The sequence below is a fragment of the Leucogemmata humicola genome, assembly GCF_055379415.1.
Genome location: NZ_AP040875.1, coordinates 3,100,067 through 3,126,264 on the forward strand (window position 1 = coordinate 3,100,067; position 26,198 = coordinate 3,126,264).

Annotated in this window: 26 protein-coding genes; 23 read left to right on the plus strand and 3 right to left on the minus strand. The window is 63.3% G+C overall.

The features are described 5' to 3' along the window. Positions 1 to 16: 16 nt before the first annotated feature. The 6 genes from AC6H4Z_RS12915 to AC6H4Z_RS12940 are packed head-to-tail and all read left to right on the plus strand — an operon-like array spanning position 17 to position 3,972. Positions 17 to 1,450 (plus strand): HD-GYP domain-containing protein, encoded by a 1,434-nt coding sequence (locus tag AC6H4Z_RS12915; RefSeq protein ID WP_497542375.1) that lies wholly within the window; start codon positions 17 to 19, stop codon positions 1,448 to 1,450. Continuing rightward, positions 1,434 to 2,219 (plus strand): tryptophan synthase subunit alpha, encoded by a 786-nt coding sequence (trpA, locus tag AC6H4Z_RS12920; protein ID WP_497542376.1) that lies wholly within the window; start codon positions 1,434 to 1,436, stop codon positions 2,217 to 2,219. The genes AC6H4Z_RS12915 and trpA overlap by 17 nt, the downstream gene beginning before the upstream one ends. A gap of 11 nt (positions 2,220 to 2,230) precedes the next feature. Further along, the gene (locus AC6H4Z_RS12925) at positions 2,231 to 2,572 is read left to right on the plus strand and encodes a dihydroneopterin aldolase (RefSeq protein ID WP_497542377.1); all 342 of its coding nucleotides are present in this window, start codon (positions 2,231 to 2,233) and stop codon (positions 2,570 to 2,572) included. Then, positions 2,565 to 2,975 carry a 2-amino-4-hydroxy-6-hydroxymethyldihydropteridine diphosphokinase gene (folK, locus tag AC6H4Z_RS12930; protein ID WP_497542378.1) on the plus strand — a complete coding sequence of 137 codons (411 nt, stop codon included), beginning with the start codon at positions 2,565 to 2,567 and terminating at the stop codon, positions 2,973 to 2,975. Before AC6H4Z_RS12925 ends, folK begins: the two co-directional genes overlap by 8 nt. Further along, positions 2,972 to 3,538, plus strand: coding sequence for an HD domain-containing protein (locus AC6H4Z_RS12935; RefSeq protein ID WP_497542379.1), 567 nt, complete (start codon positions 2,972 to 2,974; stop codon positions 3,536 to 3,538). The genes folK and AC6H4Z_RS12935 overlap by 4 nt, the downstream gene beginning before the upstream one ends. After that, positions 3,535 to 3,972, plus strand: coding sequence for a LytR C-terminal domain-containing protein (locus AC6H4Z_RS12940; RefSeq protein WP_497542380.1), 438 nt, complete (start codon positions 3,535 to 3,537; stop codon positions 3,970 to 3,972). The genes AC6H4Z_RS12935 and AC6H4Z_RS12940 overlap by 4 nt, the downstream gene beginning before the upstream one ends. On the opposite strand, the gene rlmN is transcribed toward AC6H4Z_RS12940, so the two are convergent. Both rlmN and AC6H4Z_RS12950 read right to left on the minus strand, forming a co-directional pair. Continuing rightward, positions 3,901 to 4,992: a dual-specificity RNA methyltransferase RlmN gene (gene rlmN, locus AC6H4Z_RS12945; RefSeq protein WP_497542381.1), complete on the minus strand. Its 1,092-nt coding sequence runs from the start codon at positions 4,990 to 4,992 to the stop codon at positions 3,901 to 3,903. The two genes, AC6H4Z_RS12940 and rlmN, sit on opposite strands and share 72 nt — an antisense overlap. After that, positions 4,989 to 5,930, minus strand: a complete 942-nt coding sequence (locus AC6H4Z_RS12950) for a hypothetical protein (protein WP_497542382.1) — start codon at positions 5,928 to 5,930, stop codon at positions 4,989 to 4,991. Before AC6H4Z_RS12950 ends, rlmN begins: the two co-directional genes overlap by 4 nt. A gap of 198 nt (positions 5,931 to 6,128) precedes the next feature. Between AC6H4Z_RS12950 and aspS the strand changes: the two genes are divergently transcribed. The 8 genes from aspS to AC6H4Z_RS12990 are packed head-to-tail and all read left to right on the plus strand — an operon-like array spanning position 6,129 to position 16,568. After that, on the plus strand, positions 6,129 to 7,919 hold the full coding sequence (gene aspS / locus AC6H4Z_RS12955; RefSeq protein ID WP_497542383.1) for an aspartate--tRNA ligase: 1,791 nt from the start codon (positions 6,129 to 6,131) through the stop codon (positions 7,917 to 7,919). Next, on the plus strand, positions 7,916 to 8,899 hold the full coding sequence (locus tag AC6H4Z_RS12960) for a PhoH family protein (RefSeq protein WP_497542384.1): 984 nt from the start codon (positions 7,916 to 7,918) through the stop codon (positions 8,897 to 8,899). The genes aspS and AC6H4Z_RS12960 overlap by 4 nt, the downstream gene beginning before the upstream one ends. 6 nt (positions 8,900 to 8,905) lie before the next feature. After that, the gene (locus AC6H4Z_RS12965; RefSeq protein WP_497542385.1) at positions 8,906 to 11,107 is read left to right on the plus strand and encodes an HD family phosphohydrolase; all 2,202 of its coding nucleotides are present in this window, start codon (positions 8,906 to 8,908) and stop codon (positions 11,105 to 11,107) included. Further along, positions 11,104 to 11,559 (plus strand): rRNA maturation RNase YbeY, encoded by a 456-nt coding sequence (gene ybeY, locus AC6H4Z_RS12970; RefSeq protein ID WP_497542386.1) that lies wholly within the window; start codon positions 11,104 to 11,106, stop codon positions 11,557 to 11,559. The genes AC6H4Z_RS12965 and ybeY overlap by 4 nt, the downstream gene beginning before the upstream one ends. Beyond that, positions 11,556 to 12,797 carry a hemolysin family protein gene (locus AC6H4Z_RS12975; protein ID WP_497542387.1) on the plus strand — a complete coding sequence of 414 codons (1,242 nt, stop codon included), beginning with the start codon at positions 11,556 to 11,558 and terminating at the stop codon, positions 12,795 to 12,797. The genes ybeY and AC6H4Z_RS12975 overlap by 4 nt, the downstream gene beginning before the upstream one ends. Positions 12,798 to 12,799: 2 nt before the next feature. Continuing rightward, a complete protein-coding gene (locus AC6H4Z_RS12980) occupies positions 12,800 to 13,762 on the plus strand; it encodes a hemolysin family protein (protein ID WP_497542388.1) in 963 nt (320 codons plus the stop codon). Continuing rightward, a complete protein-coding gene (gene meaB, locus AC6H4Z_RS12985; RefSeq protein ID WP_497542389.1) occupies positions 13,759 to 14,868 on the plus strand; it encodes a methylmalonyl Co-A mutase-associated GTPase MeaB in 1,110 nt (369 codons plus the stop codon). The genes AC6H4Z_RS12980 and meaB overlap by 4 nt, the downstream gene beginning before the upstream one ends. Further along, on the plus strand, positions 14,865 to 16,568 hold the full coding sequence (locus AC6H4Z_RS12990; protein WP_497542390.1) for an acyl-CoA mutase large subunit family protein: 1,704 nt from the start codon (positions 14,865 to 14,867) through the stop codon (positions 16,566 to 16,568). Before meaB ends, AC6H4Z_RS12990 begins: the two co-directional genes overlap by 4 nt. A 63-nt stretch (positions 16,569 to 16,631) precedes the next feature. On the opposite strand, the gene AC6H4Z_RS12995 is transcribed toward AC6H4Z_RS12990, so the two are convergent. Beyond that, positions 16,632 to 17,591, minus strand: coding sequence for an aldo/keto reductase (locus tag AC6H4Z_RS12995; protein WP_497542391.1), 960 nt, complete (start codon positions 17,589 to 17,591; stop codon positions 16,632 to 16,634). 150 nt (positions 17,592 to 17,741) lie between these two features. On the opposite strand from AC6H4Z_RS12995, the gene AC6H4Z_RS13000 reads away from it, so the two are divergent. The 9 genes from AC6H4Z_RS13000 to AC6H4Z_RS13040 all read left to right on the plus strand — a co-directional run bounded on the left by AC6H4Z_RS13000 (position 17,742) and on the right by AC6H4Z_RS13040 (position 26,176). After that, on the plus strand, positions 17,742 to 18,503 hold the full coding sequence (locus AC6H4Z_RS13000) for a class I SAM-dependent methyltransferase (protein WP_497542392.1): 762 nt from the start codon (positions 17,742 to 17,744) through the stop codon (positions 18,501 to 18,503). A 116-nt stretch (positions 18,504 to 18,619) separates the two neighbouring features. After that, complete coding sequence (locus AC6H4Z_RS13005) at positions 18,620 to 19,030, plus strand: cobalamin B12-binding domain-containing protein (RefSeq protein WP_497542393.1); 411 nt, start codon at positions 18,620 to 18,622, stop codon at positions 19,028 to 19,030. Beyond that, positions 19,027 to 20,637, plus strand: coding sequence for an acyl-CoA carboxylase subunit beta (locus tag AC6H4Z_RS13010; RefSeq protein ID WP_497542394.1), 1,611 nt, complete (start codon positions 19,027 to 19,029; stop codon positions 20,635 to 20,637). Before AC6H4Z_RS13005 ends, AC6H4Z_RS13010 begins: the two co-directional genes overlap by 4 nt. After that, on the plus strand, positions 20,634 to 22,013 hold the full coding sequence (locus AC6H4Z_RS13015; RefSeq protein WP_497542395.1) for an acyclic terpene utilization AtuA family protein: 1,380 nt from the start codon (positions 20,634 to 20,636) through the stop codon (positions 22,011 to 22,013). The genes AC6H4Z_RS13010 and AC6H4Z_RS13015 overlap by 4 nt, the downstream gene beginning before the upstream one ends. Further along, the gene (locus AC6H4Z_RS13020) at positions 22,010 to 22,396 is read left to right on the plus strand and encodes an AtuA-related protein (RefSeq protein ID WP_497542396.1); all 387 of its coding nucleotides are present in this window, start codon (positions 22,010 to 22,012) and stop codon (positions 22,394 to 22,396) included. The genes AC6H4Z_RS13015 and AC6H4Z_RS13020 overlap by 4 nt, the downstream gene beginning before the upstream one ends. 4 nt (positions 22,397 to 22,400) lie before the next feature. Then, positions 22,401 to 22,562, plus strand: a complete 162-nt coding sequence (locus tag AC6H4Z_RS13025; RefSeq protein ID WP_497542397.1) for a hypothetical protein — start codon at positions 22,401 to 22,403, stop codon at positions 22,560 to 22,562. A 229-nt stretch (positions 22,563 to 22,791) separates the two neighbouring features. Continuing rightward, positions 22,792 to 23,649 carry a GNAT family N-acetyltransferase gene (locus AC6H4Z_RS13030; RefSeq protein WP_497542398.1) on the plus strand — a complete coding sequence of 286 codons (858 nt, stop codon included), beginning with the start codon at positions 22,792 to 22,794 and terminating at the stop codon, positions 23,647 to 23,649. After that, on the plus strand, positions 23,646 to 24,812 hold the full coding sequence (gene menC / locus AC6H4Z_RS13035; protein ID WP_497542399.1) for an o-succinylbenzoate synthase: 1,167 nt from the start codon (positions 23,646 to 23,648) through the stop codon (positions 24,810 to 24,812). Before AC6H4Z_RS13030 ends, menC begins: the two co-directional genes overlap by 4 nt. Further along, positions 24,809 to 26,176, plus strand: a complete 1,368-nt coding sequence (locus AC6H4Z_RS13040) for an APC family permease (protein ID WP_497542400.1) — start codon at positions 24,809 to 24,811, stop codon at positions 26,174 to 26,176. Before menC ends, AC6H4Z_RS13040 begins: the two co-directional genes overlap by 4 nt. Positions 26,177 to 26,198: the final 22 nt, after the last annotated feature.

Genomic DNA, 26,198 nt, shown 5'->3' on the forward strand with positions numbered 1-26,198 from the left:
ATCCGCGGCTTCTGTGGTGCCGTCCTCTGACGCCGCTGCGGAGTCGTTCATTCGGCGCGCGGGACGTCAGCTGATTTTCACGGTGTACGGTGCGCTGCGGGCTGTGAAGTTGTATCCGCCCGAAAACGACGCGGTGCAGAAGGCGCTCGCCGAGCTGACGAATCACACGAGGGAACTCGTGGGCAGCGAAGGAGAACTCGAGCTCAAGATCTCGGGCGAGTTCATCTTCGTGAATTCCACGCGTCTTCGCCTCGACCTGGACAACTTCGCGAGCTTCAGCCACCTCCTGTCGCTGTTTCGCGCGGCCGGAATCGGCACGCTGAGCGTCGTGCAGGCGGTGGGGCCGAAGGATTGGCTCATCTTTCTCTCGCTGCTTCAGGCCGCGGGTCCAGAAGATCCGGCAGACCGCCGCAACCAGCTGACAGAAAAGCTGGAAAACGCGGGCGTTCAGGCGTTCACGCTGTCGGCGCCCACTGAGCAGGGGTCCGACTCGCTGGAGAAGGCGAAGGAACGCGCCAAACGAACGTACGCTCAATCTGTCGTCGCGACGCGCGACCTGATGTCGTCAGTGCGTATGGGTACCAGCCCGAACATCAAGAAGATCAAGCGCGTCATTCAGGGAATTGTGGATCAGATCCTCACCGAAGAGACTTCTCTCATCGGGCTGACGACGATCCGCGACTACGACGAGTACACATTCACGCACAGCGTGAATGTCTGCATCTTCTCGGTGGCGCTGGGAAAGCGTCTCGGACTGAACAAGATCCAGCTCTACGACCTCGGCATGGCCGCGCTCTTTCACGATATCGGCAAGTCGCGCGTACCGCAGGAAGTTCTGAACAAAACGAACGGCCTGAGCGACGACGAGTGGCGGCTGATCGCCTCGCATCCGTGGCTGGGCGTTCTGTCGCTATTTCAGGTGCGCGGAACGCAGGAGTTGCCGTATCGGTCGATGGTCGTGGCGCACGAGCACCACATGAAGCACGATCTGACCGGGTACCCGAAGCCGATTCGTCCGCGCGAGCTGAGTGTCTTCAGCAAGATCGTTGCGATTGCCGATGGATTCGACGCCGCAACATCGCGACGGTCGTATCAGACGGTGCCGTACACACCGGCGCAGGTCATGCTCGAGATGCGTGACAACGCGCGCCGTGGAATGGACCCGGTGATCGTCAAAGCGTTCATCAACCTGACGGGCATTTACCCCGTGGGCACGCTGGTCGTGCTCGATACCTTCGAGCTGGGAATCGTCCACGCGGTGAACCCGCTCCAGGACATGCTGTCGCGACCGATCGTACGCGTGATCAGCGATACCCAGGGTAACTTGATGCATCCCGGAACACTCGCCGATCTGGCGGATCGAACGCCCGATGGCGATTTCCTCCGCACGATCATCAAGACCGAAAACCCTGATCGATATGGCATCCGCGTCGGTGATTACTTCACGTGATTCGATCGAACGTCGCTTCGCCGAGCTGAAGACAGCCGGGCGACGCGCACTTGTCCCGTATATCACCGCGGGTCACCCCGATACCGAGCAGACCATCGCGCTGCTTCAAGGACTCGAGGGCGCCGGCGCTGACGTGATCGAGCTCGGACTTCCGTTCTCCGATCCAATGGCGGACGGTCCGATCATTCAGGCGAGCTCGCAGCGCGCGCTCGAGCAGGGAATGAACTTCGACCGGCTGCTGGAGTTGGTCCATCGCGCTCGCGTGCAGGTGCCGCTCGTTCTGTTCAGCTATTTGAATCCTGTGATCGCTGCCGGCGACGACGCGTTGCGGCGTGCCGCCGAAGCAGGCTTCTCCGGCATCCTCGTCACAGATCTTCCAGTGGGCTCGGATCCGGCGCGCGAAGCATGGGTTGGCGACGGCCCGCTCGCATTCATCCGACTCGTTGCCCCGACTACACCAGTGGAACGGATGCGCGAGATCGCGGCGCACGGCAGTGGGTTCGTCTACCTGATCAGCCGACTCGGCGTCACCGGCATGCGGGACGATCTTCCGCCTGAGCTTCCGGAAACCGTCGCCCGCTTACGGAGTGCCGCGACGCTTCCCGTCTGCGTTGGCTTTGGCGTTTCGCGCCCGGATCAGGCAGCGGCGGTAGCGCGCGTAGCGGATGGCGTGGTCGTTGGCAGCGCGCTCGTTCGCGCGGCCGGCGAGAGCGTCGACAGCGCGGTCGCTCTTTTGTCGTCACTGCGGTCGGCCATCGACGCAGCCTGAGGGCGAGCACCATGCAGGAAGTCTCACTTCGTGGGATGCGCTTCCATGCGCTCGTGGGAATTCTTCCGCACGAGCGCACGGTGCCGCAGCCGATCGAAATCGACCTCATTGTGCGCGTCGGCGCCGGCGACGCGATCATCGACTATCGCGAGTTGTATTCGCTGACGGCCGAGACACTCGCCGCCGGGCCGATCGACTTTCTCGAGGAGATCGCTGAACGCGTGGTGCAGCGAGCGCTCGCTCACAACACTCGGATTCAGTCGGCGCGCGTCGCGGTTCGAAAGCCGCACGTCGCAATGCCTGGCCCAGTCGCCTATGCCGAGGTCGTAGTCGAGCGTGACGCGAATGGTTGACGTTGCTTACGTCGCCCTCGGGTCGAACCTCGGAGATCGCCAGGATCACCTCGCCCGGGCTCGCGAGGCATTGGCGAACATCCCTGACACGATGGTGATCGCCGAGTCGTCCATCGAAGAGACGGCGCCACTCGGCGAGATTCCACAGGGTCCGTATCTCAACCAGATGATCGCGCTCCAGACGACACTCTCGCCGCGCGACCTACTGGCGCAGCTTCAGGGCATCGAGCTTGCGGCGGGACGTACCCGCGAGGCGCGGTGGGCGCCACGCACGATCGATCTCGACATCGTCTATCTCGATCGTCAGACTGTGTCGGAACCGGATTTTCAGGTTCCACACCGAGAACTTCCAAACCGGGACTTCTGGCGGCGCGAGCTCGCCGAATTGCGAGGCGGCGAATGACCTACACCATCGAGAAAAGCACGAAGCCGGTGACGTTGGAGCTTCCGTCGTGGGCACAGGTGACGGAAAAGCGGAGGGGACACATCGGTCGCGTGACCGCACTCCTCGCCGAATGGGCGAATGCGTTGAATGTGTCCGCAGACGAACGCTTGGCGTGGATCGACGCCGGCCGCTATCACGATGCGCTCAAGGACGCACCGGACAGCGAATTGCGCGCACTCGTTGGCAACGTGACGTACGAGCCACAGATGCTCCACGGCCCAGCCGCCGCTGCGCGCATGGAGCGCGACGGTGAAACGCGTCGCGGGCTACTCGATGCAGTTCGGTATCACACCATCGGCTATCTCGACTGGGATCGAACGGGACGCGCGCTCTACATGGCCGACTTCCTCGAACCGGGCCGCAGCTTCTCCAAGCGCAGCCGCGCTTTCTTGGCCGCGCAGGTCCCGAGCGATTTCGACGGGGTGTTCGAGCAGGTCGTGCGCGCAAAGCTCGAGTGGTCGTTGCACGAAGGACACTCGCTCTTTCCAGAAACCGTATCGCTCTGGAATTCATTCCGGTGAAGCGAACCTGGGTGCTGGTGGCAGGACTTGCCGCAATCGTCGTCGTGGCAAGCGTCGTCGTCGCGCGGTTCAGTCGATCTCAACCCGCGGCCGCAAGATCCGCCCCCCGCGTGACGTCCGGCGTGCGCGCGCCCGACGGCGTTCGGGTGCGCGTGCAGGTGCTCAACGGCACGACGGTTCGCGGCCTGGCTCGTCGCGCGACGATGGTGCTCCGCGATCGCGGCTTTGACGTTCTCGAAATGGGAACCGTCAATCAGGGCGCTGATACGACGATCGTCCTCGATCTCTCCGGTCACCCCGATTGGGCGAATCGTGTGGCGAAGGTGCTCGCTCCGGCGCGCGTCGAAACGCGCACCGACAGTTCACGCTACCTGGACATCGCCATCATTCTCGGCACGTCCTGGCGACCGCCGGCCGAGCCGTTCTACCCGTAGCTGACCGCACGCGGCGGAGATGTCGATCCCGCGACTCTTTCGCACGGCGACTTCCACTCCCTGCTTGCGAAGCTCTTTCGAGAATACTCGAATGCGGTCGCTGGGTGTTGGCGTGAAGCCGCGCGATCCGCCCGGATGCAAGGGAATGAGATTCACAAACGCGCGACACTCCTGCGCGAGTCGTCCGAGCTGAATCGCGTGCTCGATGGCGTCGTTCACTCCGCCGAGCATGACATATTCGAACGTCACGCGTCGATCGAACACCTTCGCGGCCTGGATCACGTCCGCCAGCGGATACTTGGTGTTGATGGGCATCAGCTCGCGACGGAGCGCTTCGTTCGGCGCGTGAATCGAGATCGCGAGCCTGAACTGCTCCGGGCGTTCACCCAGCGCAACGATGCCCGGCAAAATGCCGACGGTTGAAATCGTGATGTGTCGGGCGCCGATCCCGAGTCCGTTGGGATCGTTGAGAATCGTGAGCGTTGGATCTACCGACTTCCAGTTCATGAGCGGTTCGCCCATGCCCATGAAGACGATGTTCGTCACCTGAATCGGCGGGTCGAGCAATCGCATCTCGCGGACCTGACCAGCAATCTCAAATGGTGTCAGGTTGCGACTAAATCCCATGGCGCCTGTCGCGCAGAACGCGCACTGCAGCGCGCATCCAGCCTGCGAAGAAATGCAGAGCGTCATTCGGTCGCCGTCGGGAATGGCGACCGTTTCGATGGCCTCGTTGTCGTGGAGTCGGAACAGAAACTTCTCGGTTCCGTCGATGGACTTTTGCCGCGCCGCGATCTCGAGACGGGGCAGGTCGAACTCCTCGGCGAGCGCATCGCGCATTGCCTTTGGCAGTTCTGTCATCGCCTCGAACGTGGGCGCCGGATTCAGCCATAACCGGCGAACAACCTGAGTCGCGCGATATGCTGGTGCACCCATGCGACGAAACGACTCCGCCAAGCGCTCATGCGCCTGAGCCGGAGTGAAGTCGAGGAGATTGACCTTCGTCGCTTTACCGCTCACTTCATCACTCGCGTAAACAGGAATTGGTAGCTCGCGCCGAGCCCGGCAGCACCGTCCTCGCGACCGATCGCGAGCGTGTAACCCGCATAGTGCAGACCGCAGCCCAACCGCCAGCTTCGGCTCGTATTTCCGAACATCAGATTGCGAAGAATGCCTGCGCTGATGTCCAGCTGCCGGTAGCGCGAGGTACCGAAAAGGTAGTCCTCTCGACCACGCCCTTCGGTGTGGTTGTACGAATAGCCGGTACGAAGCGAGAACGTCGAATCGCGAACCACCACCGGGATGTCTGCTGCGGCAAGGTAGCTGGCTTCGTCCCGACGGTTGGGCGTGAACAGAAACGTCGACAGCGCGAGGCGCACCGGAACCACGCCGATCCCGTCAACCACCATCCCGCCGTCGAGCGCAGCCGCGCCTCGATGTTCGGAATCCGACGTCCCCCAGCGATATCGCAGCGCCGCACCGACGGTGACATTCTTGTGCGCGGCAGCCAATCCCGCTGATAACAGCGTGGTGCCGTACGGAATCTCGCCACCGATGGACTGCGGATCAGTCTCGGTTCGGAGGATGTCGGCAACAGACGCGTCGACGACGGACAGCGACGCCGTGAGCGCCGGGCGGATGTTGAATGCGCCGCCAACCATGTCCAGGCGCACACCCTGCTCTTGAGGCGAAGTGAGCGCGGCAAAGCCGAACGCGGCACGACGCGATGCAGGTAACGATGCGGTCGCAGGATTCCAGAGCCCGCCTGTCATTTGCATACTCAGGGCAGGGGCTTCGGCCAGCAAACCGAGCGGAAACTCGAACAGGTCCCGCCCCGGTACCTGTTGCGCCGCGGCGGTCGCGGTGAGAATGAGCGAACCGAGCGTGGCGAAGATGAAGCGGGACATATACTTGAGGTTACCCACGTGCAGCGTGCTGGTCAAGCGAATCACTACCACCAGTCACCCTGAAGGGCTAGATTCCGCCTCTGGAAAATGGACCATCCGACGAAGCAGAAACTGCTTCCATCCCCGCTCGATTCCTACGCCGTCCGTCGAACCGACGCGACGCGCTGATGGTCCATTGACTCGGCCCCGGCGCAACTCGGCCCGCATCGCGCCGCGCGCGACGCCGAGCCCTCACACTCTCGATCTTCGATGACGACCGATCCGTTCGCGACAACCCACCGTACACACCTTTGTGGCTCCCTGCGACTCAGCGATGTCGGACAGCGCGTCCGGCTTGGAGGCTGGGTGCACAAGAGCCGTGACCTTGGCGGACTCGCGTTCATCGATCTGCGCGATCGCGCAGGGATCGTCCAAGCGTCGTTCAATCCGGAGAGCTGTTCGGCCGAGGTGTGCGCAGCGGCCGCAGCGGCAGGACTCGAGTCGGTCGTTCTGCTCGAGGGTGAGGTCGTCGCTCGCCCCGAGGCAGTACGCAATCCTGAGTTGGCTACAGGCGACATCGAAATTCGCGCAACCGGATTCAAGGTCGTAGGCCCGGCAACTCCGCCAGCAATTCCGGTCGCGCGCGCGCGCAACGAGAATCTCGCTGCTGAGGAGCTCCGGCTTCGCCATCGCTTTCTCGACCTTCGCAGACCGGAGTTGCAGGAGAACATCATCCTGCGCCACCGACTGATGCAGGCCACGCGTCGGTATCTGAGCGACCACGGCTACTTCGAAATCGAAACGCCGATTCTGACCAAGCCAACGCCCGAAGGCGCGCGCGACTACCTCGTGCCGAGCCGCGTGCATCCGGGCGAGTTCTATGCGCTGCCGCAGTCGCCGCAGCTCTATAAGCAATTGCTCATGATCTCGGGCTTCGACCGGTATTTCCAGATCGCGCGCTGTTTCCGCGACGAGGATCTCCGCCAGGATCGTCAGCCCGAGTTCACGCAGATCGACATCGAGGCGTCGTTCGTCGCGCAGGACGACATCATTCGCCTCACGGAAGGCCTGATCGGCGTGATGTGGCGCGAATCGGAGTCGGCGGTGCCGGACCGTTTCGAGCGGATGACGTATGCCGATGCCATGGAGCGGTATGGCTGCGACCGACCGGACACGCGGTACGACCTGCAGATCATCGACGCGAGCGACGTGTTCCGCAACGCCGATTTCGCCATCACCAAGGCGGCGCTTGAGAAGGGCGGACGTGTGCGCGGCATTCGCATTCCTGGCGGTGCGGCGGCGTTGTCGCGCAAGCACCAGGACGAAATCGAAGCCGACGCCAAGAAGGCCGGCGCGCTTGGTCTGCTTCGCCTCAAGTACGCCAACGGCGCGCTCGAAGGCCCGATCGCGAAATTCCTCTCCGAGGATTCGGCGGCCAAGCTCGGATTGCAGGACGGGGATCTAGCACTCTTCGTCGCAGGCCCCGACCGCGTGTCGAGCCCCGCGCTGGACCGGGTTCGTCAGGACGTGGCCCGCCGTATGAACATGATTCCTGCGGGCGTGAACCACTTCTTGTGGGTCACGGACTTTCCGATGTTCGAAAAGGACCCGGTCACGGGTGCGCTTGGTGCGGTGCACCATCCGTTCACGTCGCCGCTTCCCGAGGACGTGCCGTTGCTCGACACAGCGCCCGAAAAGGCGCGCGCGCAGGCCTATGACGTCGTTCTGAATGGCACGGAGCTCGGTGGCGGCAGCATTCGTATCAGCGATCCGCGCCTCCAGCAGCGGGTGTTTGGTTTGCTCGGGATCGACGATGCCACGGCGCAGGCTCGCTTTGGCTTCTTGCTCGAAGGCCTTCGTGCCGGCGCGCCGCCGCACGGTGGCATTGCACTCGGTTTCGACCGCGTGGCCATGCAGCTCGCAGGAGCCGGTTCACTGCGCGACGTCATTGCGTTTCCCAAGACCACGGCGGCTCGAGCGCTCTTCGAGGGCGCGCCGGCCGCGGTTCCAACACAGGACCTGACTGATTTGCACATTCGCATCGAGGGCGCACCAGCGTGAGTGACGATCTCGTCACCCAAAAACTGTCGACCGAAGGCGCCGACCCACTCACGCTGGCCGGCGTGAACGACGGGAATCTCATCGAGCTGTCACGGCTCGGCGGAGTGAAGGTGGCGCTGCGCGGCGACACAATGACGATCTCCGGACCGTCGGCGTTCGTGCAGCGGGCTGTCGGCATCGCGAACCGAATGATCGAAGCCGCGCGCCAACGCCGCGATCTCACACCCGACGACGTCCTCCGTTTGGGCGATGCCGTCGACCGCGGTGAGCCCGAGGAGGGCTATGACGATCATGCCGGCAACGGCACCGGCAGCTTGCAGCGCATCGCACTTCCGGGGATGCGGAAAGTCATTCAGCCCAAGACGCCAGGGCAGGGTGAGTATCTGCAAAAGATCCAGGACAACGACATCGTCGTTGGCATTGGACCGGCCGGAACCGGCAAGACCTATCTTGCCGTCGCGGCAGCAGTCGACGCGCTGACACGAAAACGAGTGCGTCGGATCATCCTGGCGCGTCCCGCTGTCGAAGCTGGCGAAAGTCTTGGCTTTCTGCCGGGCGACATGCAGGCGAAGGTCGATCCGTACCTTCGCCCATTGTACGACGCGCTCGATGAGATGATGCCGCTCGAACGGGTGCAGCGCGCCCTCGAACAGCGCGTAATCGAAGTGGCGCCGCTCGCATTCATGCGCGGCCGAACGCTCGGTGACGCCTTCGTGATCGTGGATGAAGCGCAGAACGCGACGACGATGCAGATGAAGATGCTGCTCACGCGCCTCGGCGTGAATTCCAAGATGGTGATCACAGCGGACAAGACGCAGGTTGATTTGCCGAAGCGTGAGGATTCTGGAATCCTCCAAGTCGAGCGCATCCTTCCAGGGATCGACGGCATCGCGTTCCACTACTTCGACGAGACCGACGTCGTGCGTCACCGTTTGGTGCGCGACATCGTACGTGCCTACGCCGCCGACGGCGGCGAGTAGCCTGTGGTGAGCGTGGACCGGGAGCTTGCGCGTGCGCCGGAGGCCATTGGCCTCGGGCAACGCCCGCTCGCGTTCCACGCCACACGCATCGCACTCGGCGTGTCGCTCGCGATTCTTACCTACTTGCTCTTTCCCGCATCGCCGGCCGTCGACTTTCCCGTCTACGAAGTCGGATCCGTGGCGAGCGACAACGTGATCGCGCCGTTTGCGTTTCGCGTTCTGAAAACGGACGGAGAATTGCGAAGCGAGCGCGACGCCATTCTCCGCGGCGTCGAGCCGGTGTACGACTTCGTTCCGGCCGCATCAGACAGCGCACGCCAGTCGCTCAGCGCATTCAGCGCGGCGATCACACAGGCTGCCAATTCGTCGCCGCAGCCGGCGGCGGCAATTCAGCGCGCCGCGGCGAGTTGGGGATTCAAACTCAGCAGCGCCGAGGCGAGCTATCTCGCGTCGGACCGACATCGCGTCGCGCTGTTCGGCGCGATCGCTCGTGTCTTCGATCGATGGCTGACCGCCGGCGTTGCCAGCGCCGGTGCGTTCGATTCAGTGCGCGGCGAGATCGTCGTCCGCTCGAAAGGCGAGGATCGCCGGCTCCCGGCCGACAGCGTCGCCACGTTCAACGTCCTCGTGTCGCGTGCGCGGTTGATCCATCCGGATCCGCGCTCATCGACGGGCGACTCGCTGTACATGCGGCTCATCGCAACGTTCTTCCATCCGACGATCGTGCCGGATCATGCGGCGACGCAGCTACGTCGCGAAGAGGTGCGCCGGTCAGTCTCCGAGGCGAAGTACGACGTTCTCGCCGGACAGAAAATCATTGGCGCGAACGAAGTCGTCGGACGCGAGCAGAACGAACAGCTCCGCGCGTTGCACGACGCCGTCGACCGGCATCGCGATGGTCAACGCGGAGCGCGCCGCACACTCGGCTCGATCATTTTCGACTTCCTGCTCATCGCACTGCTCGGCTTGGCACTCGTGAAGTTTCGCCCGGCCGTGTACATCAACATTCGATGGCTGGCGGCCGTGACAGCGATTGCGGCGCTCGTTGTCATCGGTGGTGCGCTGGTCGCGCAGTTGCGACCGGTGCACCCGGAACTGGTGCCGGTCGCCCTGGCCGCCGTGATTCTGAGCGCCCTGTTCGATCGGCGCATCAGCGTGATCGCCGCAATGGTATTGGCAACGCTCGTCGCCGGACAGAGCGTGTACCGCGGCACCAACGCGCTGTTCATCAACCTCGTTGGCGGCGCTGTCGCGGCACTGACAGTCGGCGAGATTCGACGACGCAATCAGTCGTATCAGTGGATTCTCACGATCGGCAGCGCCTATCTGGCCACTGCCGCTGCGATTGGGTTGACACTCGACCTCTCGGCAAGGGAAATCGGAATCTCGGCCGGCTTCGGGGTTCTGAATGCGCTCGCATGCGTGCTGCTTGCAGTGCTGCTGCTCCCGATGATCGAGGCGTTCACCGGAATTGAAACCGATCTCACCCTGCTCGAATGGTCCGATCTCAATCGCCCGTTGCTGCAGCGACTCAGCCTGGAAGCTCCGGGCACCTATGCGCACACGATCGCCGTGGCCAACCTCGCCGAGGCTGCGTGCCGCGCGATCGGTGCGAACGCGTTACTCGCCAGGGTTGGCGCGTACTATCACGACATTGGTAAGATTGCGCGTCCGCAGTATTTCGTCGAAAACCAGGCCAAGGGACGCAACCCGCACGACGTGCTCGGACCACAGACGAGCGCACAGATCATTCGCGATCACGTTCAGGAAGGACTCCAGCTTGCGGCCGCCAACAAACTTCCGCGCGCGTTGCAGGCCTTCATCACCGAGCATCACGGCACGGGCACTATCTCGTACTTTCTCGACAAAGCCAGGCAGCGTGACGACGCGCCTCTCGACGCAGCTGAATACGTATATCCCGGTCCACTCCCACAGAGCGCGGAAACGGCCGTCGTGATGCTCGCCGACGGCATCGAAGCGTCCACGCGAGTGCTCCACGAACCCACGGCGCAACGTATTCGCGACGTCGTCGAACACATCGTCCGTCAGCGCATGGAACAGGGACAACTCGCCGAAGCTCCGTTGACACTGCGGCAGATCGAACGGATCAAGGACGAGTTCACGCGCGTGCTCGTCGGCATGTTCCACAACCGCATCGACTATCCGGCGGCGAGCGGTGGCGTCACATCCGAATTCGCGTCCGCATGAGCCTCGACATCGACGTCACGTCGGACAATGTCCGTGCACCGCTGAGCCGAGATGCGGTCGTGTCCATCGCTCGCGCAGCGCTACGCTACGAACGCGTTCGCAGCGCACTCGTGTCGATCACGTTCGTGGATCGCGCGACGATCGCGAAACTGAATCGGACGCACCTCGGACACACCGGACCGACCGACGTCATCTCGTTCGTGTTCACGCGAGCGACGCCGTCCGATCCAGTCATCGGCGACATCTACATCTGCATCGATGTGGCACGTGAGAACGCTCATGCGCACCGCGGCAGCGTTCGAGAGGAAGTCGCCCGACTCGTCGTGCACGGAATCCTGCACATTCTTGGCTACGATCATCCCGAGGACGAAACGCGCGAAGCATCGGACATGTGGCGGCGACAGGAGCGACTCCTCCGCCGCATCGTGACGACGTCAGGATCGCGTCGATGACGACATTCGAAGCCTGGCTGATCGGCATCGGCTCGGCAGTGATCGCCACGCTGTTCGCCACCGCGGACAGTGCGTTGCTCGCATTTCACGCGTCGGAAGGCTCGTCAATCTCGACCGCGGCATTCGCTGAACGCGAGCGCTTTCATCGCGCGCTCTCGATGGGGCGCGTTGTGGCATACATCGCCGCCGGCGCCGCACTATCGCAGGCGCTGTTGCTGTCATCATTCGACCTTGTACCGCGTATCGCGCTGACCGCACTGGTGGCGTGTGTCGTGACGACGCTCGCCGAGGGTGTCGGCCGCGCCGTGGGCTACTCCGTGCCACAGGCGATGTTCACTCGCCTCGCGCCCATGGCAAAGGGCGTTGCGGTATTACTGAGCCCGGCGGTCGCTCTCGGCACCGTCATCGACCGCGCACTGCATTCGATCATTCCTCCGTCGGCGGCGAATGCGGAGGACCGCGAGACGTCGGCCGAGCAGTTCCGCGAGGTCGTGGCGGCCGAGGCGGACGTGTCGTCCGCCGAAGAAGCGCTGATCCACGGCGTGTTCTCCTTTGGCGAAACAGAGGTGCAGGAAGTGATGGTGCCGCGCGTCGACATTGTCGGTATCGATGCGGCGACGCCGTGGTCGGAAGTGCTCGACCGCATTCGCAGTTCAGAGCACGCGCGCTTTCCGGTGTTTCGCGATACGCTCGACGAAGTGACGGGCATTCTCTACGCCAAGGACGTTCTGCCGGCAATCGTCGCCGACGACGAACCCGCGGCGGGCTGGCTGTCGCTGGTGCGTCCGTCGGCGTTCATTCCTGTGTCCAAGCGCATCGATGCCCAACTGCGCGAATTCCAGGCAAGTCGCACACACATCGCCATCGTGAGCGATGAGTATGGCGGCACCGCTGGACTCGTGACCATCGAGGATATTCTCGAAGTAATCGTCGGCGAAATTCGCGACGAGTACGACGTCGAAGAGCCGCAGATTCAGCAAGAAGGGAACTCGCGCTATTGGGTGTCCGGTGGACTGCCCGTGGACGAATTGAGTGAGCGACTGAACGTCGACTTTGGCGTTGACGATGTGACGACGGTAGGTGGCCTCGTGTACGCGTTATTCGGCCGAGTACCGCGCTCCGGCGAGGCGACGTCGCACTCTGGATTCCGGATCGTCGTCGAGCACGTGCGCCGGCGACGCATCGAGCGCGTCTACTTCGAGCGGTCGGAAGTCGCAGCTGCCTCGGAGCGCGACTAGCTATGCTGAGCCTTCCACTCGTCATTTCGTTGATCGTCGTTGCGTGGCTCACCGCCGGAGGGATGGCGGTGCGGTCAGTCAGCCGCATCTGGCTGCGTCACTGGGCGGAGCGACAGTTGCGCGGTGCCGAAGCGGCGGTGACGTACCTCGAGCGCCCGCACCGGCTGCTCACGGCGGTGAATGCCGGCGTCGCGGTGACGCTGCTCATCGGCGGAATGGTCGTTGGCACAGGGCAGGGGATGAGGATTGTTTGGGATTCTCTCATTCTCGCCGGCGCAGTCGTGCTATTCGGGCAACTGATTCCGCGGGCCATTGCGCGACGTTGGCCGGCAATGGTCGCGCCTTTCGTCCTGCCAGTGCTTCGACTGACGGATCTGGTCACGCGCCCAATCATCAGCCTCGGGCGTTCGCTCGCGCGGCCATTCGTGCGAGAACGTCCAGAGGGCGTTCCGGACGCCGATCGCGACACCATTCAGGACTTGCTCCGCGAGGGAGAACTCGAGGGCGTTGGTGAGCGCGAAGAGATTGCGATCATCAGCGGTGTGGTGGAGTTCAGCGAGAAGGTCGTTCGCGAAGTCATGACGGCGCGCTCGGAGATCTTCGCCCTTCCAGACGGTCTCGATGCACACTCCATGGCTACCCAGATTGCGCAGTCGGGCTATAGCCGCATTCCGATCTACCGCGAGAGTCTCGACGACGTTGCCGGAATGGTGCACGCGTTCGACGTCATCAAAGCGCACGACGAAACCAAGGCGCCCTTGCGCCCGGTCGCGTTCTCCGCTCCCGAGGCTCCCTGCAACGAGCTACTGTTCCGCATGCTTCGCGAACGCGTCCATCTCGCGATCGTGCGCGATGAGTCGGCGCACACGATTGGCCTCGTGAGCCTCGAGGATCTGCTCGAGGAGCTCGTGGGCGATATTCGCGACGAGCACGACGAACCTGAACCGCCACGTCCTACAAAATGACCGCGACACCCGCGGTGGATCGCGAAACAAAGCTTCTCGCCGATTTCGATTCCGGCCACAAAGCCTCGTTGGCTCGTGTGGTCAGCATTGTCGAAAATCATCGAGCCGGGTTCGATCGGCTTCTTGCGCGGCTCCAGACGCGCATCGGTCGCGCGCGGCGGATCGGCATTACCGGGCCGCCAGGTGCGGGAAAGAGCACACTCACCACCCAGCTGACGCGCGCCTACCGCGAAGCCGGGCTGACCGTTGGCATCGTGGCCGTGGATCCGACGTCGCCGTTCACGGGCGGCGCTCTGTTGGGCGACCGTATTCGAATGGAAGCCGTGGCGCTCGACCCAGGCGTGTTCATTCGCTCCATGGCAACGCGCGGTTCACTTGGTGGACTCGCCACCTCCACGCGTGAGGTTGCCGACGTACTCGATGCGTTCGGAGTTGATCGAATCCTCATCGAGACGGTCGGCGTCGGGCAGAGTGAGCTGGATATCGCGCGGACGGCCGACACGAGTCTCGTCGTGCTCGTTCCCGAATCCGGCGACTCGATCCAGACTCTCAAAGCCGGGCTCATGGAGATCGCCGACCTGTTCGCCGTCAACAAGGCGGACCGTCCTGGCGCTGATCGCCTGCGGAACGACCTCGAGCTCATGCTCGGCCTCCGCCACGGAGCCACGCTCAAGAACGTTCCGGCGCACCATGGCGTAGATCTCGGGCGGGCCATGACCAAGGCTGAGCAGCTAGCAATGAACCCTGGTCGGGCGGCCCGCGAGGCGGCCAAAGCGGAGCACCCCGAGGAGTGGACACCGCCGGTGCTTCGGACCGTCGCGTCCAAGTCCGAGGGGGTCGCTGAGGTTGTGACCGCTCTCGACCGGCACTTCAACTATCTTGAACAGAGTGGAACACTCGGCGACCGCAGACGGGCTCGGCTACGGGAGCGCGTGGTGGACGTCGTTCAAGAGCGGGTGCGTAGCAGGCTCTGGCACGATGCAGGGACGGAGCAATGGCTCGACGAACAGCTTCCAGCGCTCGAAGTGGGCGCCACGAATCCGTTCGCTGTCGCCGACGCGCTGCTCGCTCGCAGTGGAAACCTCCTGACTCGGATGGACCGATGACCTCAACGCGGGATTTTACCGACACTCACGGCGCCAGCGATTCGGACGGCGACGAGCTCGAGCGGCTGCGCGCCGAAGTCGCGGAGTGGCGTACCCGCTACGCCAAGGGTGAACTGCGAGACATCGCCTTCACGAACTCGGCGAATGAGGTCGATCCGCTGTACACCGCGCTCGATGTCGACCCAGAGTCGTCTGACACGCTCGGCGTTCCAGGCACGTATCCGTTCACGCGCGGAATTCATCCGACCGGCTATCGCGGCAAGCTGTGGACGATGCGCCAGTTCGCCGGCTTCGGCAGCGCGGCGGACACGAATGCGCGCTTCAAGTTTCTCCTCGAGCACGGCCAGACGGGCTTGTCCACGGCGTTCGATTTCCCAACGCTCATGGGCTACGACTCCGACCATCCGCGCTCGCTCGGCGAAGTCGGAAAGACCGGCGTCGCGATTTCGAGCCTGGCCGACATGGAGGTGCTATTCGACGGCATCCCGCTCGACCAGGTGTCCACGTCGATGACGATCAACGGCCCGGCGATCATTCTCTGGGCCTTTTACGTTGCCGCGGCCGAGAAGCAGGGCGTGTCGTCGGAAAAGCTGCGCGGAACGATTCAGAACGACATTCTGAAAGAGTACATGGCGCAGCACGCGTGGTGCTTCCCGATCGAGCCCGCGCTGCGACTGATCGTCGATTGCTTCGAGTGGGGCGCCAAGAACGCGCCGCTCTGGAATACGATCTCGATTTCCGGCTATCACATCCGCGAAGCCGGTTCGACCGCGGCGCAGGAACTCGCCTTCACGCTCGCCGACGGCTTCACGTACATCGAGCGCGGCAAGGCGCGCGGTCTCGACGTCGACGAATTTGCGCCGCGCCTCTCGTTCTTCTGGGATATTCATAACGACTTCTTCGAGGAAATCGCCAAGCTGCGCGCTGCGCGCCGCATCTGGGCGCGTCACCTCAAGGAACGTTATGGTGCGAAGAGTCCGCGGTCGTGGATCATGCGCTTCCACTCGCAGACCGCTGGCGTCACGCTCACCGCACCGCAGCCGATGAACAACGTCGTGCGCGTCGCGTATCAAGCGCTCGCCGCGGTGCTGGGCGGAACGCAGTCGCTGCACACCAACTCGATGGACGAGACACTCGCGCTGCCGACGGAAGAAGCGGTGCAGGTCGCGCTGCGCACACAGCAGGTGCTCGCCTATGAAACCGGCGTTCCGAACGTCATGGATCCGCTCGGCGGTTCCTACTACGTCGAAGCACTCACGGACAAACTCGAGGCGGAAGCCGAAGCGTTGTTCGAGGAGATCGACGAAATTGGCGGAGTCGTGCGCGGACTAGAAACCGGTTGGCTACAACGCAAGATCGCCGAGTCGGCGGCGCGACAGCAATGGGAGATCGAACAGCATCGGCGCGTGATCGTCGGCGTCAATGAGTTCGTGACCGACGAGCCGGAGTTGAGCATTCCGATTCTCAAGGTCGGCGAAAGTGCGGAACGTTCGCAGCGCGAGCGCATGGCGAAGATGCGTGCCGAGCGCGATCAACCGGCGTGCGATGAAGCGCTGGCGAAGTTGCGCGATGCAGCGGCCGGAACGCAGAACGTGTTTCCGTTCATTCTCGAATGCGCTCGACGGTATTGCACGTTGTATGAAATTCGAGCGGCGCTCGAATCGGTGTTCGGCGCGTATCGCGAGCCTGTGTTCTTTTAAGTACGATCAACCACACAACGAGATGGGCGCGAATCTCTCCTCTGAGATTCGCGCCCATCGTCGTTATAGCGCGTCGACGTATGCCGCCATCGTTTTGCGCAGTGCGGCGTCGGGAAGACGTCCGTGCGCGGCACCCATGTTGTCCGTGATGAACTGCACGGTGCCCGTGCCGGGAATCGCGCACGTCACACCGGGATTCGACACGATGTACTTGAGCGCGATCTGCGCCCAGCTCGTAGCATCGATGTCCTTGGCCCAATCGGGAAGTGGCTTGCCGCTGGTCTTTTGGAAGACGCGATTGCGACCGAACGGACCGTTGATCAGCACGGCCATCCCGAGGTCCGCGGCGAGCGGAATGATCCGCTCTTCTGCGCTGCGGTTATCGATGGCCAGATCGATCTGCACAAAATCGTATTTGTACGCTTTCATTGCCGCTTCGAGCTGCGGATACTGATCCTTGAAGCTGCTCGTGATTCCCGTATACCGAATTCGCTTGGCCTTCTTCCATTCGTCGAGCAGCGGCGCGAGTAGTTCTGGCTGAGAGACGTTCCAGATCTGCATCAGGTCGATGCGATCCGTCTTGAGCCGTTGCAGCGATGCTTCCATCTGCGCGGTTGCCGCAGCGCGATCTCCGCCGCCGCGCACCGAGACTTTCGTCGCGAGAAACAGCTTGTCGCGATTCTTGAGCTCGGACACCAGCGTTCCCACAACCTCTTCGGCGCGGCCATACGAGGGCGCCGTGTCGATCAGTCGACCGCCGAGCTCGGGAAAAACGCGAAGCGTGTCGCGGAGCGGTGGCAACTGCTCAGGCGTTGGATTCTGATAGATGACCGCCGTTCCGATGCCGACGACGGGAAGCTTCTCGCCACTCGATGGAATCGCGCGTTGAATGAGGGAACCCGCTTGCGTCACCGCCCCTCGGAGCGCGAACGCCGGGATGCGATTGAGCGTGAGGAGCGCTCCGGCGCCGACGCCGAGCTTGAGTGCGTCGCGGCGCGAAAGACTACGGGAATCGTCGGTCATCTAGGGTGCCTCTGGCGAACGAAAAGAACGCGGGTGGGTGGTACCGATGAGGACAGCTCCGACTCGGCTACGATAACATTTCCGACCGCATCCCGGCCACCGGTTTTACAACAGGTAGACGCGGCGAGGTTAATCGTCGATCTTCCGCGCATGACGCGCCGAAAGAAGTCCGCCGAATGGTGGCAAAACTACTTCGATAGCCAATACCTGCTCGAGTACGAGCCACTCTTCTCGCTCGAGCGCGATCGCCACGAGGCGGCGCGCGTCATCGAAGTGTTGGGCCTCCCGTCCGGGGCGCGCGTACTCGATGTGCCGTGCGGTCAGGGCCGACACGCCCATCTTCTCGCCGAAGCCGGCTTTGACATCGATGGACTGGACTATTCGCCCGACTTGCTGCGCCTCGCGAAGAAGCGCGGAACGGGGAAGACCCTTCGTTACACTCGCGGTGACATGCGTGCGCTCCCCGCTCGTTGGACCGCGCGTTTCGACGCCGTCATCAACCTGTTCACCTCGTTCGGATTTTTCGTCGATCCGGCCGACGATCGACGTGTCATCGCCGAATTCGCCCGCGTGCTGAAGCCTGGCGGCGTTTTGCTCTGGCATGGTGGAAGCCGCGACGGCGTGATGGCGCGCTTTCTCCATCGCGACTGGTGGCAAACCGACGATGGGACTCTGGTCGCTCATGAGCGAACGTTCGACGCACTATCGGGACTTCTGACCGTGCACTCGGTGTGGTCGGGACCTTCGGGTCAGGGCGACCGTGAGCACAAGATTCGACTGTACACGCCGACGCGTCTCGCCGAGCTGTGCGCCGAGGCGGGACTGATCGTCGAAGAGGCGTACGAGGGCTTCACGCCGCGCACGCTCACGCGTCGTTCGAGCGAAATGATGCTCGTCGCACGTAAAATGTGAGCAGGGCAGGCGTTGCCGCGCCCTCGCGGCCACGGCTAGCTTAACAGCGGCGCGGCGCCTCGTTCGGGCTCAGGCCGCATCCAATATCCAGCATCCAGTACCAGCACCCAGTCTTCATGCGTCCCATACGCGTTCTCGTTGCCAAGCCTGGACTCGACGGACACGACCGCGGCGCGAAAGTCGTCGCCGCGGCGCTTCGAGATGCCGGGATGGAAGTGATTTATACCGGGCTGCATCAAACGCCCGAGATGATCGCCACTGCCGCCGTCCAGGAAGACGTGGACGTCGTCGGACTGTCGATCCTCAGCGGCGCTCACATGACGCTGTTTCCGCGAGTCCATCAACTGCTGCACGAGCAAGGACGCGACGACATCCTCATCACCGGCGGCGGCATCATTCCCAAAGAGGACATGGAGTCGCTGCAGGACCAGGGAATCGGCAAACTGTTCGGCCCGGGAACGCGGACCTCTGATCTCATCGACTACATCAGAGAGTGGTTCACCGAACGGGAACGGCAGGAAGCGTGACGACACGACTTCGAGAGCTCAGCAACGAGGTACGCGAGCTCGAAGCCAAGCTGAGAGAAGGCGGCGGACCGGACAAGATCGCGCGACAGCATTCACAGGGAAAGCTGACGGCGCGCGAACGGATTTCCCGTCTCTGTGACGAAGGCACTCGATTCCTCGAGATCGGTCTGCTCGTTGCGTACGACGAGTACGACGGTCAGGCGCCTGGCGCTGGTGTCGTCACCGGGATCGGCACGGTGCACGGGCGCGAAGTCGTCATCATCTCGAATGACGCGACGGTCAAGGCCGGCTCCTGGTGGCCCGAGACGATCAAGAAAATGCTGCGCGCGCAAGAGATCGCGATGCGCTGTCGCATTCCGATCATCTACCTCGTCGATTCGTCCGGCGTGAATCTGCCCTACCAGGGCGGTGTGTTTCCGGGACAGTACGGCGCGAGCCGATTGTTTTATTACAATTCCATCATGCGCCGGTACCTGCGGATTCCGCAGCTCGCCGCCGTGATGGGACCGTGCATTGCCGGCGGTGCGTATCTGCCGGCGCTCTCGGACCTCATCGTCATGGTGAAGGGCTCGTCGTTCATGGGACTCGGCGGACCGAATCTCGTAAAGGGCGCCACGGGGCAGACGATCGATGGCGAAACGCTTGGCGGCGCGGTGACCCATACCGAGATCAGTGGCGTCGCCCACTACGCGGCTGACGACGACGACGCCTGTCTCGCCAAGCTGCGCGATCTCGTCGCCATGCTGCCTGCGCCAAGAGGAGCGGCCGGCGGACACATCGCCGCCAACGACAATCGCTCCGACGCGTTATACAATCTGCTTCCCGCCGATCATCGCATGTCGTACGACATGCATCAGCTGATCGCCGCGATCGTCGACGATGGAAAGATCGACGAGTTCCAGGGGCATCTCGCACGCGAGATGATCTGCGGCGACGCTCGCATTGCTGGAATGCCGATTGGCATCATTGCCAACCAGCGAGGTCTGATCAAGGGACGCGCCGGCGAAAAGCCGCGCTTCGGCGGCATTTTGTACGCCGAAAGTGCGGAGAAGGTCGCGTACTTCATCGATCGCTGTGATCGCGAGCGGATCCCGCTGCTGTTCATCCAGGATGTCTCAGGGTTCATGGTTGGACCGGAGGCCGAGCACGAAGGCATCATTCGCGCGGGAGCGCGCTTCGTCGAGGCAATGGCCACCGCGCGCGTGCCCAAGATCGTGCTCACCGTGAATCACGCGTCCGGCGCGGGCTACTACGCCATGGCGGGACAGGGTTTCGATCCCGACTTCATCTTCAGTTGGCCGACTGGGCGTATGGCGGTCATGGAAGGCGAGGCGGCCGTACAAGCCGTGCACGGTCCGGCCATCGAGGCGGCAAAGCAGAAAAAGCAACCGGTGCCCGAAGCAGTAACGGCGTCGATGACTGAAATGCGCGCCGACTATGAGCATCAACTTGATGCACGCTTTGCTGGCGCCCGCGGGTTCATCGACGCGATCGTATATCCCGAGGAAACGCGCGACGTGCTCGCTCTGGCGCTACGCGCGTCTTTGCAGAATCCGGGTCCGCACCTCGGACCCTTCTCGCTTCCCGCACACTTTGACGACGTATGAGCAATACTTCCGCTAGCGATCGCGTCGTTCGCGTCGCGTCGGGGCAGGGCTTCTGGGGCGACTGGCTCGAGGCGCCTCGGCGCCAGGTCGAAGGCGGCGATGTCGACTATTTGATGCTCGACTATCTCGCCGAAGTCACGATGAGCATTCTGCAAAAGCAGAAAGAGCGCGATCCCAAGATGGGGTACGCGCGTGACTTCATCGGTGCGATCGAGAGCGTGCTGCCGGCCGTTGCCAATCGCGGCGTGCGTGTCATCGCCAATGCGGGCGGTGTGAACCCACCAGCGTGCGCCGACGCAGTACGCGACGTCGCGCGGAAGCACGGCGTGGCAGACAAGGTTCGCATTGGCGTCGTCACGGGCGATGATCTCCTGCCGCGGATCGACGAGCTCATCGCCGGCGGTCACGCGCTGGCGAACATGGAAACCGGCGAGCCGCTGTCGATCGTTCGCGATCGCGTGCTATCGGCCAACGCGTACATCGGATCGGTACCGATCGTCGAAGCGCTGGAGCGCGGCGCAAATGTCGTTGTCACCGGGCGGTCCACGGACACGGCGCTGACCATGGCGCCGCTGCGTCACGAGTTCAAATGGGCCGGCGACGACTGGGATCGCCTCGCGGCGGGCATCATCGCCGGTCACATCATCGAGTGCGGCGCGCAGTGCTCGGGCGGCAACTGTCTCTACGACTGGAAGAACATTCCAGATCTCGCAAACGTCGGTTACCCGATCGTCGAAGGCCACGCCGACGGATCGTTTGTCGTGTACAAACATCCCAACACGGGCGGGCGCATTTCGGTCCCGTCGGTTACGGAACAGTTGGTCTATGAGATGGGCGATCCGAACTCGTACATCACCCCCGACGTCGTCGCCGATTTCACGAGCATTCGCGTCGAGCCAGCTGGCGAGAATCGCGTGCGAGTCTTCGGGATCGTCGGGCGTCCCGCGACGGACAAGCTCAAGGTGTCGGTGGCATATCGTGCCGGCTACAAGGCTGTTGGAACGCTTGCGTACTCGTGGCCAGACGCGCTGCCCAAGGCGGAGCTTGCCGACCGCGTCCTTCGCGAGCGTCTCAAGAATCTCGGACTCAAGCTCGATCACGTGCTCACCGAGTTCGTCGGCGTCTCGGCCACGCATGGCCGGCTTGCTGGAGATCCGGGTGATCCACCGGAAGTACAGCTTCGCGTCGGCGTGCGCGGAACGGACAAGGCGTCCGTCGAGAGGTTTACTCGCGAGCTCGCGCCTCTGGTGCTCAACGGACCGCCGAGCGTGACGGGATTTGCCGGCGGCCGGCCCAAGGTCGAAGAGATCGTGGCCTACTGGCCTGCGCTCATCGACAAGACTGTCGTCAAGACCTCGGTCGAGGTGCTCGCATGAAAGTCCGTTTACTCGACATCGCGCACGCGCGCTCCGGCGATAAAGGCGATACTGCCAACGTGGGTATCATCGCGCTGGAGCCACGTTGGTACGCCGTGCTCGATCGGTATGTCACGGTCGATCGGGTGCGCGACCACTTCCGCGGCATCATCACGGGTGACGTTCAGCGCTATGAGCTGCCGAACCTTGGGGCGCTGAACTTCTTGCTGCATGGCGCGCTCGACGGCGGCGGCACGCTGTCGCTCAAGACGGACGCGCAAGGGAAGGTGTTTTCCACCGCGTTGCTACGCCTCGTCATCGACGTTCCGGACGATGAGGCGAAATCGCTGGGTCTACCCGGCCACGCCGCCGGACCAGCCTTTACCAGATCGGCACGAGAGTAGGGCAGTGGAGCGTCGGACGGAGATTCAGATCGCCCTCCTGATCGCCGGCGTGCTCGTCTGGGGCTACGGCCAGCGGATCGAGACACGCTGGCTGCAGTTCACGGGAATCGGCTTCTTCGCCGTCGCCACCGCGCTTCGCTTCGTCAAGCGGCGTCCGCCAGAGTAGCTCTCCGCGGCCAGGCGGCGCGGCCTCTCCCTGCGCCCTGCACATCGTCCGCCCTACAATCGCCGCACGCCGCACGCCGCACGCATTTCTTGGTATACCAGATCGGCGGACACGTTCGGTACTTTTGTGGTCTACCGTTGCGGTATGGTGGGCCCCGGCCTATGTTAGCCGCGCGTTTTCCTGTTCTCTCGCCGCGAGTGTAATGCTGCCTACCCTTCGCGATCCTTCGTTGTCACACGACGCCCACGCCGCGCCGCCCGACGGGCGCACGACCGGCGGCGTCACGCTCCGCCCCCTCGTCGCTCTCGACGAGTTTCAGGCCTGTTTCGCCCTCCAGGCGGACGTCTGGGGCACCTCGTTTGCCGACATCGTTCCCGCCTCGCTGCTGCAGGTGTCCACCCACGTCGGTGGCCTCGTCCTCGGCGCCTTTGCCGACGACCGTCTCGTCGGATTCGTCTTCGGACTCACCGGCGTCAAAGACGATGAGATCGTCCACTGGTCCCACATGCTCGCCGTCCGAGCCGACGCGCGCGAACACGGCATTGGACGTCAGCTCAAGGAATACCAACGCGCCATGCTCGCCCAGCGCGGCGTCGCTCGCGAGTTCTGGACCTTCGATCCGCTCCAGGCCCGCAACGCGCACCTCAACGTCAATCGACTCGGCGTGCGTGTGCTCGACTACGTCGTCAACATGTACGGGTCCACGGGCAGCCCGCTCCATTTCGGCACTGCCACGGATCGCTTGATCGTCGCCTGCTCGACCACCCCCGAGCCGGCAGCAACGCCGACGTCGACGCCAGTGTACACCGGTCAGGACGCGCCACCCATCCTGACGCCCGCCCCTCGCGCATCCGATCGCGTGCATGCCGGCGAGCGCGCACGCTCGATCATGATCGAGATCCCGTGGGACATCCAGGCAGTCGTCGCGCAATCGGTCGCCATCGCCGACGAATGGCGTTTCGCCACTCGCCGGAGTTTTCAGTGGGCGCTGCTGCACGGGTATCGCGTCACCAGCTTTCATCGCGATCACGCGGCGTCGCGCTCGTTCTATGTGCTCACGCGCAACCAACACGAGGCCGCGACGTGACATCATCGCTCGCATCCATGCTTCGCATCGAGCGCCTCACATGGCGCGAGATTCGGCTGGCACTCAAGGAACCGTTTCGCATTTCGTCCGGCATCGTACACGAGCGCCGTATCGGTCTGCTCGAGCTCACGACGCGCGACGGCGTGACGGCGTGGTCCGAATGCGTGGCGTTCGACCGCCCCAATTACAGTCCTGAAACGATCGACACGGCGTGGATGGCAATCCGCGATTGGCTCGCGCCACGTTTGCTCGATCGTCCGCTCGACGGCCCCGAGCAGGTCGCGGGAATCCTCGCCGAGAATATTCGCGGCCACAACATGGCCAAGGCCGTGTTGGAGATGGGGTGCTGGGGTCTCGCCGCTGAAATTCGCGGCGAATCGCTGTCGGCGGTTCTCGGTGGAACGCGTAGCCGCGTGCCGACCGGAATCTCGCTCGGCATTCAGTCCGCGCCCGACGCCCTCGTTGCTCGCGCGCTGGAGGCCGTTGCCGCCGGCTATCGCAAGATCAAAGTGAAGATCCAGCCCGGTCGCGATGTGGAGTTTGTGCGCGCCGTGCGGCAGGCGATCGGCCCAGACATCGGGCTCATGGCCGATGCGAATTCTGCGTACACGCTCGCCGACGCCGACCACCTCGCGCAGCTCGATGCGTTCGATCTCATCATGCTCGAGCAGCCGTTGGGCGACGACGATCTCGTTCGGCATGCGGAGCTGCAGCGACGCATGTCCACGCCGATCTGCCTCGATGAATCCATCACCGGTGTGGATCGCGTCGAAGACATGATCACGCTGCGCAGCGGTCGCATCGTCAACATCAAACCAGGACGCGTCGGCGGATTGCAGACGTCGCGCGCGATTCACGATACGTGTCGCAACGCCGGTATTCCGGTGTGGTGCGGCGGCATGCTTGAGAGCGGCATCGGCCGAGCGTACAATGTGGCGCTCGCGTCACTGCCGAATTTCTCGCTGCCGGGAGATCTCAGCCCGAGCAGCCGGTACTGGGCGCGCGACATCGTGACGCCTGCATGGACGATGGATGACGAAGGCATGGTGCACGTTCCGACCGCGCCCGGCCTTGGTGTCGTCGTGGACACGGATCTGATCGAATCTCTGGCCGTGCAAACGCACGTGCTGAACGCGGCCTCACCCATGGTGGTCGTCGCATGACACAGCCTGCAGCGCTCCGGCGCACTCTTGGATTTACCGATCTTGTGCTGATTGCGATCGGCACCGTCATCGGATCGGGCATCTACCTCGTACCAAGCGTCGTGCTGCACGAGACGGGTGGACGCGCCAGTGTTGCCATGCTCATTTGGGCAGCGGGCGGCGTTCTGTCGCTGCTGGGCGCCCTGACGTATGCCGAGTTGGGTGCTGCGAATCCCGATGCTGGTGGCTTATACGTGTACCTGCGCGACGCGTTCGGTCCGCTGCCGGCGTTCTTGTATGGTTGGACGAGCTTCTTCGTCATCTCCTCCGGTTCGATCGCGACGCTCGCCGTCGCGTTCTCGAACTATCTCAGTCAGCTCGTTCCGATCAGTCCGCTCGTCGCGCGCGTAACGTCCGTTGCGCTCATCGTGCTACTCGCGGTGATCAACGTTCGCGGCACACGTAAGAGTGCGACAGTTCAGAATTGGACGACCGGCGCCAAAGTCGGCGTGCTATCGCTACTGAGTCTCGCGCTCATCATTCTCGGACGAACCCACTCGGCCGCAACGACCGCAACGGCTCCGATCGCTCCCAGCGTGATTTCGCTCGCTGGCATTGGCGCCGCGATGATCGGCGTGCTCTGGGCATATGAAGGATGGCAGTACGTCACCTTCTCGGCCGGTGAAGCTCGCGATCCGCAGCGCACGTTTCCGCGCGCAATCACCGTGGCGACCGCAGGCCTGGTGGCGATCTATCTGCTGGCCAACTGGGGCTATCTCGCCGCACTTGGCGCTGATGGCGCGGGAGCGAGTACGCACGTCGCAGCAGATGCAGTTGGCACGATCCTCGGCAGCGCAGCCGGGAAAGTCGTCGGTGCGTTGATTCTTGTATCGATCTTTAGCGCAACGAACGGACTGTTTCTCACCACGCCGCGCATGTACTTCGCGATGGCGCGCGACGGGGTGTTTTTCGAGAAGCTCGCATCGGTGCATCCGCGTTTCGAGACGCCGGCGTTCGCGGTCATCGCCATCGCCGTCTGGTCGACGATCCTCGCGGCCACCGGAACGTTCGAGCAGCTCCTGACCTACGTCGTGTTCACCGGCTGGGTGTTCTACGCGCTCGGCGCGTTGAGCATTTTCGTATACCGCCGTCGTTCACCGAATGCGGTGCGCCCCTTCCGCGTTCCGGGCTATCCCTTGACGCCGTTGTTGTTCGTGCTCTCGGCCGGCCTCCTCGTGCTGAACACCATCGTGACGCAGCCGGGTCGCGCCGGAGTTGGCATTGGTGTGGTGTTGATCGGAGCTCCTGCCTTTTTCCTCTGGCGCGCCCGCGCCCGGCGACGCGAGAACGACGCCGCGCTGTCTGATGCTCCTGTAGTATCCTGACCCTGTACCACCCCTCTCCCCA

What these genes read in the sequence shown, in the direction of transcription:
- AC6H4Z_RS12980 (WP_497542388.1), top strand. Translation starts at nt 12,800, where the DNA reads ATGCTGAGCCTTCCACTCGTCATTTCGTTGATCGTCGTTGCGTGGCTC.
- AC6H4Z_RS12990 (WP_497542390.1), top strand. Translation starts at nt 14,865, where the DNA reads ATGACCTCAACGCGGGATTTTACCGACACTCACGGCGCCAGCGATTCG.
- AC6H4Z_RS13015 (WP_497542395.1), top strand. Translation starts at nt 20,634, where the DNA reads ATGAGCAATACTTCCGCTAGCGATCGCGTCGTTCGCGTCGCGTCGGGG.
- meaB (WP_497542389.1), top strand. Translation starts at nt 13,759, where the DNA reads ATGACCGCGACACCCGCGGTGGATCGCGAAACAAAGCTTCTCGCCGAT.
- folK (WP_497542378.1), top strand. Translation starts at nt 2,565, where the DNA reads ATGGTTGACGTTGCTTACGTCGCCCTCGGGTCGAACCTCGGAGATCGC.
- AC6H4Z_RS12935 (WP_497542379.1), top strand. Translation starts at nt 2,972, where the DNA reads ATGACCTACACCATCGAGAAAAGCACGAAGCCGGTGACGTTGGAGCTT.
- AC6H4Z_RS12995 (WP_497542391.1), bottom strand. Translation starts at nt 17,591, where the DNA reads ATGACCGACGATTCCCGTAGTCTTTCGCGCCGCGACGCACTCAAGCTC.
- AC6H4Z_RS12925 (WP_497542377.1), top strand. Translation starts at nt 2,231, where the DNA reads ATGCAGGAAGTCTCACTTCGTGGGATGCGCTTCCATGCGCTCGTGGGA.
- AC6H4Z_RS12975 (WP_497542387.1), top strand. Translation starts at nt 11,556, where the DNA reads ATGACGACATTCGAAGCCTGGCTGATCGGCATCGGCTCGGCAGTGATC.
- AC6H4Z_RS13020 (WP_497542396.1), top strand. Translation starts at nt 22,010, where the DNA reads ATGAAAGTCCGTTTACTCGACATCGCGCACGCGCGCTCCGGCGATAAA.
- AC6H4Z_RS13005 (WP_497542393.1), top strand. Translation starts at nt 18,620, where the DNA reads ATGCGTCCCATACGCGTTCTCGTTGCCAAGCCTGGACTCGACGGACAC.
- ybeY (WP_497542386.1), top strand. Translation starts at nt 11,104, where the DNA reads ATGAGCCTCGACATCGACGTCACGTCGGACAATGTCCGTGCACCGCTG.
- aspS (WP_497542383.1), top strand. Translation starts at nt 6,129, where the DNA reads ATGACGACCGATCCGTTCGCGACAACCCACCGTACACACCTTTGTGGC.
- AC6H4Z_RS13000 (WP_497542392.1), top strand. Translation starts at nt 17,742, where the DNA reads ATGACGCGCCGAAAGAAGTCCGCCGAATGGTGGCAAAACTACTTCGAT.
- AC6H4Z_RS13040 (WP_497542400.1), top strand. Translation starts at nt 24,809, where the DNA reads ATGACACAGCCTGCAGCGCTCCGGCGCACTCTTGGATTTACCGATCTT.